Source organism: Arthrobacter sp. Ms25 (assembly GCF_059090365.1).
This window is the reverse complement of sequence record NZ_JBNHFP010000003.1, coordinates 497,178-509,281: the sequence shown is the minus strand read 5'-3', so window position 1 is coordinate 509,281 and position 12,104 is coordinate 497,178. Positions and strand designations below refer to the sequence as shown.

The 12,104-nt window shown below is 66.3% G+C and carries 11 protein-coding genes and 1 tRNA gene; 8 read left to right on the top strand and 4 right to left on the bottom strand.

Annotation, left to right across the window (positions count from 1 at the left end):
* Positions 1–13 precede the first annotated feature (13 nt).
* Positions 14–589, top strand: coding sequence for a helix-turn-helix domain-containing protein (locus AC5RT8_RS10605; RefSeq protein ID WP_494095665.1), 576 nt, complete (start codon positions 14–16; stop codon positions 587–589).
* A 195-nt stretch (positions 590–784) separates the two neighbouring features.
* Here AC5RT8_RS10605 and AC5RT8_RS10600 read toward each other — a convergent pair.
* A tRNA-Ala gene (locus AC5RT8_RS10600) sits at positions 785–857 on the bottom strand.
* Between the two features lie 222 nt (positions 858–1,079).
* Between AC5RT8_RS10600 and AC5RT8_RS10595 the strand changes: the two genes are divergently transcribed.
* Positions 1,080–1,484, top strand: coding sequence for a four-helix bundle copper-binding protein (locus AC5RT8_RS10595; protein WP_494095664.1), 405 nt, complete (start codon positions 1,080–1,082; stop codon positions 1,482–1,484).
* Positions 1,485–1,531: 47 nt separating this feature from the next.
* Here the strand turns inward: AC5RT8_RS10595 and AC5RT8_RS10590 are convergent, their stop codons facing one another.
* Complete coding sequence (locus AC5RT8_RS10590) at positions 1,532–2,047, bottom strand: mycothiol transferase (protein ID WP_494095663.1); 516 nt, start codon at positions 2,045–2,047, stop codon at positions 1,532–1,534.
* A 145-nt stretch (positions 2,048–2,192) separates the two neighbouring features.
* On the opposite strand from AC5RT8_RS10590, the gene AC5RT8_RS10585 reads away from it, so the two are divergent.
* The 4 genes from AC5RT8_RS10585 to AC5RT8_RS10570 all read left to right on the top strand — a co-directional run bounded on the left by AC5RT8_RS10585 (position 2,193) and on the right by AC5RT8_RS10570 (position 6,249).
* The gene (locus tag AC5RT8_RS10585) at positions 2,193–2,417 is read left to right on the top strand and encodes a hypothetical protein (RefSeq protein WP_494095662.1); all 225 of its coding nucleotides are present in this window, start codon (positions 2,193–2,195) and stop codon (positions 2,415–2,417) included.
* 56 nt (positions 2,418–2,473) lie between these two features.
* Entirely contained in the window at positions 2,474–3,190 is a 717-nt protein-coding gene (locus AC5RT8_RS10580; protein WP_494095661.1) for an IclR family transcriptional regulator, read from the top strand.
* Positions 3,191–3,269: 79 nt separating this feature from the next.
* Complete coding sequence (locus AC5RT8_RS10575) at positions 3,270–5,219, top strand: heavy metal translocating P-type ATPase (RefSeq protein ID WP_494095660.1); 1,950 nt, start codon at positions 3,270–3,272, stop codon at positions 5,217–5,219.
* A gap of 34 nt (positions 5,220–5,253) precedes the next feature.
* Complete coding sequence (locus AC5RT8_RS10570; protein WP_494095659.1) at positions 5,254–6,249, top strand: magnesium and cobalt transport protein CorA; 996 nt, start codon at positions 5,254–5,256, stop codon at positions 6,247–6,249.
* Between the two features lie 25 nt (positions 6,250–6,274).
* Here AC5RT8_RS10570 and AC5RT8_RS10565 read toward each other — a convergent pair whose 3' ends face one another.
* Positions 6,275–7,636 (bottom strand): MFS transporter, encoded by a 1,362-nt coding sequence (locus tag AC5RT8_RS10565; protein WP_494095658.1) that lies wholly within the window; start codon positions 7,634–7,636, stop codon positions 6,275–6,277.
* 272 nt (positions 7,637–7,908) lie between these two features.
* Between AC5RT8_RS10565 and AC5RT8_RS10560 the strand changes: the two genes are divergently transcribed.
* Positions 7,909–9,411 carry a DHA2 family efflux MFS transporter permease subunit gene (locus AC5RT8_RS10560; protein WP_494095657.1) on the top strand — a complete coding sequence of 501 codons (1,503 nt, stop codon included), beginning with the start codon at positions 7,909–7,911 and terminating at the stop codon, positions 9,409–9,411.
* A gap of 104 nt (positions 9,412–9,515) precedes the next feature.
* Here the strand turns inward: AC5RT8_RS10560 and AC5RT8_RS10555 are convergent, their stop codons facing one another.
* The gene (locus AC5RT8_RS10555) at positions 9,516–10,397 is read right to left on the bottom strand and encodes a manganese catalase (RefSeq protein ID WP_494095656.1); all 882 of its coding nucleotides are present in this window, start codon (positions 10,395–10,397) and stop codon (positions 9,516–9,518) included.
* A 196-nt stretch (positions 10,398–10,593) separates the two neighbouring features.
* Between AC5RT8_RS10555 and AC5RT8_RS10550 the strand changes: the two genes are divergently transcribed.
* Positions 10,594–12,084, top strand: a complete 1,491-nt coding sequence (locus tag AC5RT8_RS10550; RefSeq protein ID WP_494095655.1) for a S10 family peptidase — start codon at positions 10,594–10,596, stop codon at positions 12,082–12,084.
* Positions 12,085–12,104 lie beyond the last annotated feature (20 nt).

Below are 12,104 nucleotides of genomic sequence, written 5' to 3'. Positions count from 1 at the left end.
TACGCTCTTGCGTATGACGCAAGAACTTTCCATGGATACCATTATCCGCCAACGCATCAAGGGCTTGCGACTGGCCAAGGGCTGGTCGCTGGACGCGCTTGCCGCTCGCTGCTTCGTAAGTCCCTCCACGCTGAGCCGCATTGAAACAGGACATCGAAGGATTGCCCTCGACCAGCTGGTACCCCTAGCCAAGGCGCTGGGGACCACGCTTGATCAGCTGGTCGAGCCCGCATCGGATGAGGACGTTGTCATCCGCCCCGAACCCGAACACCAGCAAGGGCTGACCAGCTGGCTGCTCTCACGCGAGCACTCGGTGAACGGCACCACAGTGGCCAAGATGCGCATCACAGCCGAACGCTCCATGGCCGGCATCGACCCTAGCGTGCACCCAGGTCGCGAGTGGTTCACCGTATTGTCTGGAACCGTCAGACTGATGCTCGGGGACCGCACCATCCTGGTGCACGAGGGGCAGGCTGCGGAGTTCTCAACCATGGTCCCGCACCATGTTGCTGCACACGATGGACCGGTGGAGATTCTGAGCATCTTTGACCACGGCGGAGAACGCGCGCATCTTAGCCCTGCGGAATGATTGATCTAGGAGTGTCCGTTGATTGTCTGTCGCGGTTCACTGCCCACTGAGAAGGCGGCTGCAGAAGAGTAAGGGGCTGGCCTTGCGGCCGCGCCACACCTGCATGGGCGCGGCGCATGGGCGCGCACTTAAACCCCGACAACGCACGAAGGGGTCCGCTTCCTCACTTACAAGGAAACAGACCCCTTCGAATCGTGGAGCTTAGGGGAATCGAACCCCTGACCTTTTCATTGCGAACGAAACGCTCTACCAACTGAGCTAAAGCCCCGAAACTGCACCCTGCGGCGTCGTACCCGGTCCGCACTACGGTCCGAATCGGCCGGACAGCCGACCCCGCTAGGCTACACCGATTCTAAACACGTGCTCGGGCCGGCACCAAACCCGGGGCACCCTAGGAATGGCTTGGGACCCTCGCTACCGTCGAGGAACCGGCCCGGCTCGCCCGTGGACGAGCGGTCAGCAGAAAGCACACCGGAATAAGGAGAATGCCATGGCCCTGATCACCGAAATGCTCGAAAACCATCCCGCTGGCCCCCGCACCTCGAACCTCCGTCTCCTTACCGAATGCCTCCAGGCCTGCACCGAATGCTCGTCCGTCTGCAACGCCTGCGCGGACGCCTGCCTGGGCGAAAAGATGGTGGGTGACCTGGTCAGCTGTATCCGCACCGACCTGGACTGTGCCGAGGTCTGCGCAGCTACGTCCGCAGTACTGTCCCGGACCGGCACCACCGGTCCGGCCACCCCCAGCCTGCTGCACGCCTGCATCGCGGCCTGCGCAGCATGTGCCGAGGAATGCCAGCAGCACGCCTCCATGCACCAGCACTGCCGGATCTGCGCGGAAGCCTGCCGCCGCTGCCTGAATGCCTGCGAGAAACTGCTCGCCTCGCTGAACTGACCCTCCGCCGCGGCCCGCGGCGGCCCGACGGCGCCTACAAACCCGGCCTACGAACGTCCCGCCAGCACCATTCCCCTGACATAGGCCGCCTGCCCCACGTGTTCGAGGCAGTCCGCCAAAGTGCTCACCAGCCGGACACCCAGCGTTACGGGCGGATCCCAGGCCCGGTCCACAATCGAGTCCAGGTCTTCGGAGGACAGTCCCGAGACGAAGGCCACGGTCCGGGAGTGCACGTCGTCGTAATAGCCCAGCAGCAACTCCGCGGAGTGCACCTGTACCAGTCCCACCTGCTCCGGGGTATGCCCGTAGCCGGTGTCCTCCACGGCAAGCGGCAGCCCCACTCGTTCCGCCCACCCGCCGGCGGTCCAGGCCTGCTCCTGCCTGGCCACTTCGGCAACCTGGTGGTCCTCCACGCGGCTCAGGTGCCAAATCAGCCATGAAACGGAGTTTCCCTGCGGATAGGGCCGATGGTTCAGCGCGTCAGCATCCAGATTCTTCACGGCCCGCTGGACAGCGCCGGGCAACCGCCCGAAGGCATCAACAAGGAGATCGCTCTGGTTCATGGCGGCAGGTTCCCTCAAAGTCGGCGGCACGGTTTCGCCATCCTTTCACGGCGTCCGGGGTCCGTGAAGGGCCGTTGAAGTCCCGCAGCAGAAAACAAGCCGCGAGCCGGTGCCATTGACGGCGGACGGTCCTAAGATGGCTCGCATGAGCTGGACAGATGAGCGTCCTGCATGGCTTCCGCCCATACCTCCCCCGCACCCTGGACAGGTCCGGATTGTGCTCGGAATGATCCTGGTCTGCTCCACCATGCTGGGCATCCTTGTGGTCGCGGCCTTCGGTGCCCTGCTGAGCATGTACGTCCTATGGCCGCTGGCCGGCGGTTTGCTGCTGCTGATGTCCGGGCTGCTCAGCCGCCGCCGGGGCGTGTAGCGGCACCGAAGCGGACCGGAAGCGGACCGGAAACGCACCCGCCGTACGATGGGCCCATGACACCCCCTGACCCCACCGGTGCCGGTTCCCAGTCCCAGACCCTCTCCCGCGGCATCCGGGCACTGGAACTCCTCGCTGACGCGGAGAATCCCCTCAGCATTGCCGAGCTCTCCGAAGGGCTCGGGGTGCACCGTTCCATTGCTTACCGGATCCTGCGGACGTTGGAAGCGCACTCCCTGGTGATGCGCGACGACGCCGGGAAGGTCTCGGCCGCACCCGGCCTCGCGGCGCTGGCACGGGGCGTGTCGCGGGACCTGCAGACAGCGGCCCTGCCCGAGCTCAGCGCACTGGCCAACGAACTGTCCATGACGGCCTTCGTTGCGGTCTGGGACCGGCAGAACTGCGTGACCCTGGTGACCGTGGAACCCGCCCACAGCCGCACCGCCCTGATCCAGCGGCCCGGCACCCGGCACTCCTTCACCGCCGGCGCCCCCGGCATCGCCATCCAGTCCGCCCTGACGGAGGACCAGTGGGACCGGCTGGCTCCCGGGCAGAAATACCGTACCGAAAGCCGGGCAGCACGCGAGCGCGGTTATGCGGTCAGCCATAACGAGGTCATCGAAGGTGTTTCCGCCGTCGCCGCCCCCGTCACGGCCCCCGGACAGCTGCCCGCCGCAGTGTCGGTGGTGTATTTCGGTTCCGGCAAGGACGAAGATGCCATGGGAGTGCGCCTGGCCGAGGCGGCCCGGCGGATCGAAGCAGCACTCCGCTAGGGGCGTGAAACCGGGGCCGGAGGTTAGGTGAGCTTTCGCTTGCTGGAAACAGCACGCGGACAGGCCTACAACTAATGGCATGGCCAGTTTTACTTCGGTTCGTCGGGCGGTTCGCCGGTATCCGTTGGTGGCCGCCACCCTGCTTGCCATTGCGGCGGTCCTCCTTCTCCTCTGGACCGGCGCAGGCACTGCCGCAGCCTGGACGGCCAGCCTGTATGCCGGTGCCGTAGCGGTGAAGACCGCCGCGGAGATGGTCCGGACCCTCCGGGCCGGAGACTGGGGGCTGGACGTCCTGGCCGTCATCGCGATAGTGGCCACGGTCGCCGTCGGCGAGTACCTGGCCGCGCTGATCATCGTCCTGATGCTTTCCGGCGGCGAAGCCTTGGAGGACTACGCCGCCGGGCGTGCCCGCAGCGAGTTGGACGCCCTGCTGGAACGGGCTCCCCAACGCGCCCACCGCTTCCCCGACGGCGATACCCGGCGCAGCGCCGCGGACATCCCGGCCACCGACGTCGTCCCCGGCGACCTGCTGCTGATCCGGCCCGCCGAGGTGGTCCCCGTGGACGGAGAGCTGGTGTCCCCCGCCGCCGAGTTCGACGAATCCTCCCTCACCGGGGAATCCCTTCCCGTGGGCAGGCAGGCCGGGGACGTGGTGATGAGCGGTTCCGTGAACGGCACCCGCGCCGTCATCCTGCGGGCCACCGCGACGACGGCGGACAGCCAGTACCAGCGCATTGTCGCCCTGGTGGCGGAGGCCGCGGATTCGAAGGCCCCCGTGGTGCGTCTGGCCGACCGTTTCGCCGTGCCCTTCACCGTCGTGTCGCTGCTCATCGCCGGCCTGGCCTGGGCGTTGAGCGGAGATCCGGTCCGCTTTGCCGAGGTCCTGGTCCTGGCCACCCCCTGCCCGCTGCTGATCGCCGCGCCGGTGGCGTTCATGGGCGGCATGAGCCGCTCGGCCCGGAACGGGATCATTGTCAAGGGCGGGGCCGTCCTGGAGCAGCTGTCCAAGGCCGGAACGGCTGCCTTCGACAAAACCGGAACCCTCACGCACGGGCACCCCGAACTGGTGGACGTCCGGCCGCAGCCCGGGTTCAGCGCAGAGCAGGTGCTCGGCCTGGCGGCGTCGGCTGAACAGTATTCCTCCCATGTGCTGGCTTCCGCGGTGCTGCAGGCGGCAACGGCCCGCGGACTCACCCTGCTGCCCTCCGAGGCTGCGCAGGAAGTGGCGACCAACGGCGTAGAGGCCGTGCTGGGCGGACAGACGGTGCGGGTAGGCAAGGAACGCTTTGTCGCCGAATTCGCCGGGGACACCGTGCCCGCGACCTTGGAACCGGGTCAAATGGTCGTCTACGTCGGAATCGACGGACGCTTCGCGGGAACGTTGATCATGAGCGACGCCGTCCGGGCGGACGCCGCGGCTACCCTGGACCGGCTGGCGGCGCTGGGCATCGGCCGCACCGTAATGCTCACCGGCGACGGGCAGGCTACCGCTGATGCCGTGGCTGCCGGCTTGGGCATCACGGATGTCCGGGCGGGGCTGCTCCCCGCGGATAAAGTCGACGCCGTCCGCACGCTCTCACCGCGTCCGGTGTTCATGGTCGGCGACGGCGTCAATGACGCCCCGGTACTGGCGGTGGCCGACGTCGGCATCGCTATGGGCGCCCGCGGTTCCACCGCAGCGAGCGAATCGGCCGACGTCGTGCTGGTCGCCGATGACATTGCCAAGGTGGCCGACGCCGTCCAGATCGGCCGCCGGACCATGCAGGTGGCGCTGAGCAGCATCTGGCTGGGCATCGCCCTCAGTGTGGCCCTGATGCTGACCGCCGCGTTCGGGTTCATTCCCGCCGTGGCGGGCGCACTGACCCAGGAACTCGTGGACCTGGCCGCCATCCTCAACGCCCTGCGCGCCCTGCGGGCCCCCGGCAGGCAGCCGGGCACCTCGCCGGCGGGGGGCCGAGGCAACCGGCGGCCTTTGGAGCGGCAGGCAGGGATAATGGACAGTGGCCGCCGCACGGCGCCCGGCCGCTGACGGGTTTTTCGCTTTAGACGCTAGGGGACTGTCCATGACATTGGTCGACAACGCGGTGTATGTGGACGGCAAGCGCGTGCATGATCCGGACAGCCTCGATGAAACGTTCGAACTGACCCGCAGCTCCGGAGGCATGGCGTGGATCGGGCTGTACCGTCCGGACGAGGTGGAGCTGCTTGCCGTGGCGGAGGAGTTCGGCCTGAACCTGCTCATTGTCGAAGACGCCCTGGCCGGCCACCAGCGCTCCAAGCTGGAGCAGTACGGCGACCAGCTGTTCCTCGTCCTACGGCCCGCCCGCTACCTTGACGACGTCGAACGCGTGGAGTTCGGCGAGCTGCACCTGTTTGTGGGCCCCAACTTCGTAGTGACCGTCCGGCACGCCGAATCCCCGGACCTGGCCCGCGTCCGCAAGCGGCTGGAACAGGATCCCGACCTGCTGCGGTTGGGACCGCAGGCGGTGCTGTACGCCGTGCTGGATCAGGTGGTGGATGAGTACGCGCCTGTCGCAGCCGGGCTGGAAAACGACATCGACGAGATTGAGGACCAGCTGTTCGGCGGCGACGCCGAGGTGTCGCGCCGCATCTACGAACTCTCCCGCGAAGTCATCCAGTTCCAGCGCGCCATCAGCCCCTTGGAAAACGTCGTGGACGACTTACGCCAGCAGGCAGACCGATACAGCATTCCGGCGGAGCTGCACGATAACCTCGGGGACGTGCTGGACCACGTCCTGCGCCTGATCGACCGGGCCAACGCCTACCGCGCCATCCTGGACAACGCGCTCACCCTGTCCTCCACACTCGCGTCCAACCGCCTGGCGGAAACCAGCATTGAACAGAACGAACAGGTCAAACGGATCTCCTCCTGGGCTGCGATTCTCTTCGCCCCAACCCTGGTCGGCACCATCTACGGCATGAACTTTGAGCACATGCCCGAGCTGGGGTGGGAGTTCGGATATCCGCTGGCGATCGTCGCAATGTTCGGGATGGGCGTCATCCTGTACGTGACCTTCAAGCGCAACAAATGGCTCTGACGCGGCACCATGGAACCCTGAGCCGCTAGTGCCGCGACCGCTGCCTCGGAGCGGCTTCCACATGCAGGTCGTTGCCGCGGGTTTCCTTCACCATGGTCACGGCCGCGAAAGACACCACGCACAGCACCATGATGTAGATCCCGATGGACGGCGACCAGCCGGTCTCGTTCAGGAGCGCCTGCGCAATGGTCGGGGCGAAGGCCCCGCCCAGGATGGCCCCGAGAGCGTACCCGATGGAGACGCCCGAGTACCGCACCCGGGCCGGGAACATCTCGGCATACATGGCCGACTGCGGACCGTAGGACAGGCCCAGCCCGATGGTCAGGACGAAAATCGACACCGCGAACAGCACGATGTTGGTGGTGTCGATCAGCAGGAACATCGGAACCGACCACAGGAACACCCAGGCGTAGCCGATCTGGAAGGTGCGGATCCGGCCGATCCGGTCGGAAAGGATTCCGCCGTAGAGCGTGAAGATCAGCCAGCCGAAGGATCCCAGCGTGGTGGCCAGGAGCACCGAGGGTCGGTCCATGCCCAGCCCGCCCGCGTCCGGCTTGCCCGTGGCATAGGAGGCGAAGAAGGCAATGACCAGGTACCCGGCAGCGTTGTTCGCAACAAAGATCAACGCACTGAGGATCACCTCGCGGCTGTTGTGTCGGAAGAGCTGGCCCAGCGGCGCGGAGGATTCCCTCTTCCGCTCCTGGATCTCCTTGAAGATGGGGCTTTCGGCGACGGAACGGCGGATGAAGTAGCCCACCGCAATCAGCACCACGGAGAGCAGGAAGGGAATCCGCCAGCCCCAAGCCAGGAACTGCTCCTCGCTCAGGCTGGTGCTGAGCACGTACATGACGAACGTTGCCAGGATCATGCCGATGGGCACGCCGATCTGCGGGTACGCGCCAAACAGTCCGCGCTTGTTCACGGGAGCATGCTCCACCGACAGCAGGGCCGCGCCGCCCCATTCCCCGCCGGCCGAGAAGCCCTGCAGGATCCGCAGCACAATCAGCAGGATCGGGGCGGCGACGCCGATGGAGGCGTAGGTAGGCACCAGGCCAATCAGTGCGGTGGAGGCTCCCATCATGATCAGCGTGAAAACCAGCATCTTCTTCCGGCCGATCCGGTCCCCCAGATGCCCGGCGACCACGGCGCCGAGTGGGCGGAACAGGAAGCTTATGCCGATGGTTGCGAAGGAGACCACCTGGCCCAGCGGGCCGTCGTTGATGGGACCGAAGTACAGGGTGGCCAGCACCAGTCCCGCAGCCTGGGCGTAAATGAAGAAGTCGTACCACTCGATGGTGGTGCCGACCAGGGTTCCGGCGAGGACCTTCCGTTCCTCCCGGCTCATCCGTCCGGAAGAAGGCATGGCGGACGCGGCGTTGGTGCTCATCTAAAACTCCAGTGTTTTGAGACGGACGGTGATTTTGAAACAGACGGCGATTTTGAAACAGACAATGATGTGGAACAGACGTGGGCCCGCATCCGGATGCAGGCATCGTACGCCCGCTGCGGGCACCGGGAGCTGCACCGGGATCGGCGAGTCAGGGATGATCACACCGCGGAGCCGTTCCGGGGTTTGCGGTGCACGGAAGTAGGTCCACAATGGACTTCGGCTCTTTTCCGCCCTCCCCCGCTTCCTAGACCGAACGGCAGCAACGCATCTTGAACACTTCCACGCCGGACCTTAAACCCTGGCCGGCCCTCTGGTCCTTGGTCATCGGATTCTTCATGATTCTGGTGGACTCCACGATCGTCAATATCGCCACCCCGGCCATCATGACGGACCTGGGTGCCAGCCTGGACCAGGTGATCTGGGTCATCAGCGCCTATCTGCTGGCCTACGCCGTGCCCCTCCTGATCACCGGCAGGCTGGGCGACCGGTTCGGCCCGCGCCGGGTCTACCTGATCGGGCTGGTGGTCTTCACCCTCTCCAGCCTCTGGTGCGGCTTCGCGCACAGCGTGGACGCACTGATCCTCGCCCGGGTGGCCCAGGGCCTCGGCGCTGCGCTAATGACTCCGCAGACCATGTCCGTGATTACCCGGATCTTCCCGCCGGACAAGCGCGGCACCGCGCTGGGCCTCTGGGGCGCCACGGCCGGCGTCGCCACCCTGGTGGGTCCAATCCTCGGCGGTGTCCTGGTGGACGGACTGGGCTGGGAATGGATCTTCTTCATCAACGTCCCGGTGGGCGTAGTCGGCTTCATCCTCGCCTACCGCCTGGTGCCGAAGCTGTCCACCTCCGTGCACCGGTTCGATTACCTGGGCGTGCTGCTCAGCGCCGCCGGCATGTTCGCCCTGGTCTTCGGCATCCAGGAGGGTGAGAGCTACAACTGGGGGACCATCGCCGGACCCATCTCGGTCTGGTCGCTGATCATTTCCGGCATTGTGCTCCTGGCCCTGTTTGTGCTCTGGCAGCGCCTGAACCGTGCCGAGCCGCTGCTGCCGCTGAAGCTTTTCCGCGACCGCAACTTCTCGCTGGCCAACATTTCCATCACCGGCATGGGCTTCGCCGTCACGGCCTTCTCCCTGCCGCTGATCCTCTTTGCGCAGAACGTTCGCGGACTCAGCCCCACGCAGGCAGCCCTGCTGCTGGCACCGATGGCCATCCTGTCCGGTGTCCTGGCACCGATTGCCGGGAAGACCGTGCAGCGCGGGAATCCCAAGTTCATTGCCGTGTTCGGCTTCGCAGCCATGGCGGGCTCCCTCGTCTGGCTCGGCGCCCTCCTCAGCCCGGAAGTGCCGTACTGGCAGCTCGTGCTGCCGATGCTGCTGATGGGCCTGGCGAACGCCTGCATCTGGCCGTCAGTGTCCCTGACCGCCACCCGCAACCTGGCGGCCGACGTCGCCGGCGCCGGTTCCGGTGTCTACAACACCACCCGGCAGTTCGGTGCGGTCATCGGCAGCAGCGCCATTGCCGCCATCATGCAGTCCCGGCTGACGGCGGCCCTGGGCGGCGGAGCGGCCGACGGCGGTACCGCGCCGGCCGCAGGTGCGTTGCCCGATGCCCTCAAGGCCGGTTACTCCGAGGCCATGGGCCAGTCCCTCTACCTGCCTGCCGCCGTCATCATCGTGGCGCTGCTGGCCTCGCTGTTCTATGCCAAGCCGGCTCCGGGGCTGACCTCCGGCGGTGCCCGCCGCGACACTGCCGCGAGTACTGCCGCCTAACCTGCTGGAGCCAGGAGCAGGCCCGAGCGGGGAATCGAGGGCAGCGGTCGCACAGCGCAAACCGGGCGGAGCATTGCTCCGCCCGGTTCCGAGGTGCGCAGGGGCTATTCCTTGTTCAGCTTGTCCTGCACCGCTCCCGCTGCCTTTTCCACGGGATTCGGCACGTCCGTGGTGCCGTAGTATCGTGCGTCCGGGCGGGTGGGCGGAGGCATGGGGGCCCGGGTGGTCGGACCGTCGTGGTAACTGAATTCGCCCTTGCCGTCCGGTGTCGGGCCCTTGGCCCAGGATCCTTCGGATGCATGCTCCCCGTCGGAAAAGTTCAGGTACTGGTAGGACACCTCGCGGTGTTCCTTGTTGAGCGGGAAGTTGCTCGGGACCGGGAGTTGTTCCATGTTCTCCGCCTGAAGTTCGAGTGCCGCAGTGGTCCACTGGTTCTGGTGCATGGTGTCGCGGGCCAGCAGGAAGGCCAGCAGGTCGCGGATCCCGTGGTCATCGGTCATGTGGTACAGCCGGGCCACGGCCAGCCGGCCCTGCATTTCGATGTTGGCGTTGGACGTGAAATCGGCCAGCAGGTTGCCGCTGGCTGTCACATAGCCGCCGGTCCACGGGTTACCGTTGCTGTCCACCGGGCGGGCGCCGGCACCGGCCACAATGGCGTGCTGCACATCCATGCCGCCCACCACCGCGGCCACGGTGGGATCGGACTGGACGGCGTCGCCGGTGATGCCGAGCGGGGCCTTTTCCAGCAGCTGGGCGATCATGATGGCCAGCATTTCCACGTGGCCCATTTCCTCGGCGGCAATACCGTACAGCAGGTCCCGGTACTTGCCCGGAATATGGGTGTTCCAGGCCTGGAACTCGTACTGCATCGCAACGGTGATTTCGCCGTACTGGCCGCCCAGGACCTCCTGCAGTTTCCGGGCATACACGGCATCCGGGTTATCCGGAGTGGCTTTGAACTGGAGTTCCTGTTTATGGAAAAACATGCATTTCCTCCGCACCTTGAGGACCGGCACCTGGGACGGCTTCCCTCTGCGGGGCGACGCGGCCGGTCACGGTGTTTCCAACGTAGACCCGTGCCCCGGCCCACGGAAGAGCGGACGGGACACTTGTCCGGCGCACTGGAAATCCGTGCCGTTTTCTTTCCGGGTAATCGGCAGGACCCCGGGTAGTGTCCTGAGCATGGTCTCCCAGGAACGTCCCGACACCCCTTCCGCCTCCCCTTCCTCCGGCGTCGTCGGTTCGGAGGGAAATGGCGCACCCGGCGTCACCGACGACTTCGTCGTCCGCCGGCACACCCTCCCCACGGGCTTGGAGTACACCACCACCACCGGGCGGATGGTGTTCCGCAAGGAAGAGGTCAAGGACGGGAAATCGGACGGGTTCCAGCCGAAGGCCGAGATCTTCCTGGTCTCGTACACCGCGGACGCGCCGGAAACCGGTCGCCGCCGCCCAGTGGTCTTCGCGTTCAACGGCGGCCCCGGTTCCTCCTCCGTCTGGCTGCACATGGGGCTGCTGGGTCCGCGGATGGTGGACTCGGGCGATGCTGGTTCGCTGACCCCTCCCCCGTTCGATCTGGTGGACAACCCGCAGACCCTGCTCGAACACGCGGACCTGGTGCTCATCGATCCGGTCAATACCGGTTTCTCCCGGGTGGTGGACGGCAACGACGCCGCCGAGTTCCACGGGTTCGAGGAGGACCGGGACCTCGTGGCCGAAGTGATCCGGCTCTGGACCACGCGCAACAACCGCTGGCTGAGCCCGAAGTACCTGGTGGGCGAGTCCTACGGCACCCTGCGCGCGGTGGCCGTGGCCGGGAAGCTGTTCGATTCCTACGGCCTGGCGGTCAACGGACTGGGGCTGATCTCCACCGTGCTGAACCTGGCAACCCTGGACTTCGCGCCCGGCCGGGAGACGCCCTATCCGCTGCACCTGCCCACCTACGCGGCGATTGCCCACTTCCACGGCCGGCATCCGGGCCGCGAGCTGGCCGACGTCGTGCGCGAAGCCGAGGACTACGCGGCGCAGGACTATGTGCTGGCCCTGCATCAAGGGTCCCGGATGGGCGCGGAGGAGTACGACGACGTCGTCGCCCGCCTCGCCACCATCACCACCTTGAGCGAGGATTTCATCCGCCGCACCAACCTGCGCTGGGACTACGCCATGTTCTCCGCCGAGCTGCTGCGGGAGCAGAACCTGGCCGTGGGGCGGATCGACGGCCGCTTCACCTCCGCGCCGGCGCACCAGCAGGACTGGATCAACTGGGACGATCCCAGCCTGGTCGCCATTAACGGGCCCTACTCGGCGGCCATCAACCACTATGTCCGCGCCGAACTTGGCTACGAGAACGACCTCCCTTACGAGATCCTCAGTGGCCGGGTCCAGCCGTGGAGCTATAAGACCTTCGAGGGTGTGCCCGTGGATGTCACCGGCACCCTGGAGCGGCTGCTGGTGCATAACCCGGCGCTGCGGGTGCATGTGGACTACGGGTATTACGACGGCGCGACGCCGCATTTCGCCGCGGAGTACGTGTGGGCGCACATGCGCATGAGCGAGGAAGCGCGGTCCCGGTTCACGCACCACTACTACGAAGCCGGGCACATGATGTACGTGAACCCCGACTGCCGTGCAGACCAGCTGCGGAACCTGGCGGGGTTTGTGGCCGGGAGCTAGTTCCCCGGGCGGGGTGACAG

Coding starts and splice junctions, on each gene's coding strand:
- AC5RT8_RS10605 (WP_494095665.1), top strand. CDS start 14: ATGACGCAAGAACTTTCCATGGATACCATTATCCGCCAACGCATCAAG.
- AC5RT8_RS10595 (WP_494095664.1), top strand. CDS start 1,080: ATGGCCCTGATCACCGAAATGCTCGAAAACCATCCCGCTGGCCCCCGC.
- AC5RT8_RS10590 (WP_494095663.1), bottom strand. CDS start 2,047: ATGAACCAGAGCGATCTCCTTGTTGATGCCTTCGGGCGGTTGCCCGGC.
- AC5RT8_RS10585 (WP_494095662.1), top strand. CDS start 2,193: ATGAGCTGGACAGATGAGCGTCCTGCATGGCTTCCGCCCATACCTCCC.
- AC5RT8_RS10580 (WP_494095661.1), top strand. CDS start 2,474: ATGACACCCCCTGACCCCACCGGTGCCGGTTCCCAGTCCCAGACCCTC.
- AC5RT8_RS10575 (WP_494095660.1), top strand. CDS start 3,270: ATGGCCAGTTTTACTTCGGTTCGTCGGGCGGTTCGCCGGTATCCGTTG.
- AC5RT8_RS10570 (WP_494095659.1), top strand. CDS start 5,254: ATGACATTGGTCGACAACGCGGTGTATGTGGACGGCAAGCGCGTGCAT.
- AC5RT8_RS10565 (WP_494095658.1), bottom strand. CDS start 7,636: ATGAGCACCAACGCCGCGTCCGCCATGCCTTCTTCCGGACGGATGAGC.
- AC5RT8_RS10555 (WP_494095656.1), bottom strand. CDS start 10,397: ATGTTTTTCCATAAACAGGAACTCCAGTTCAAAGCCACTCCGGATAAC.
- AC5RT8_RS10550 (WP_494095655.1), top strand. CDS start 10,594: ATGGTCTCCCAGGAACGTCCCGACACCCCTTCCGCCTCCCCTTCCTCC.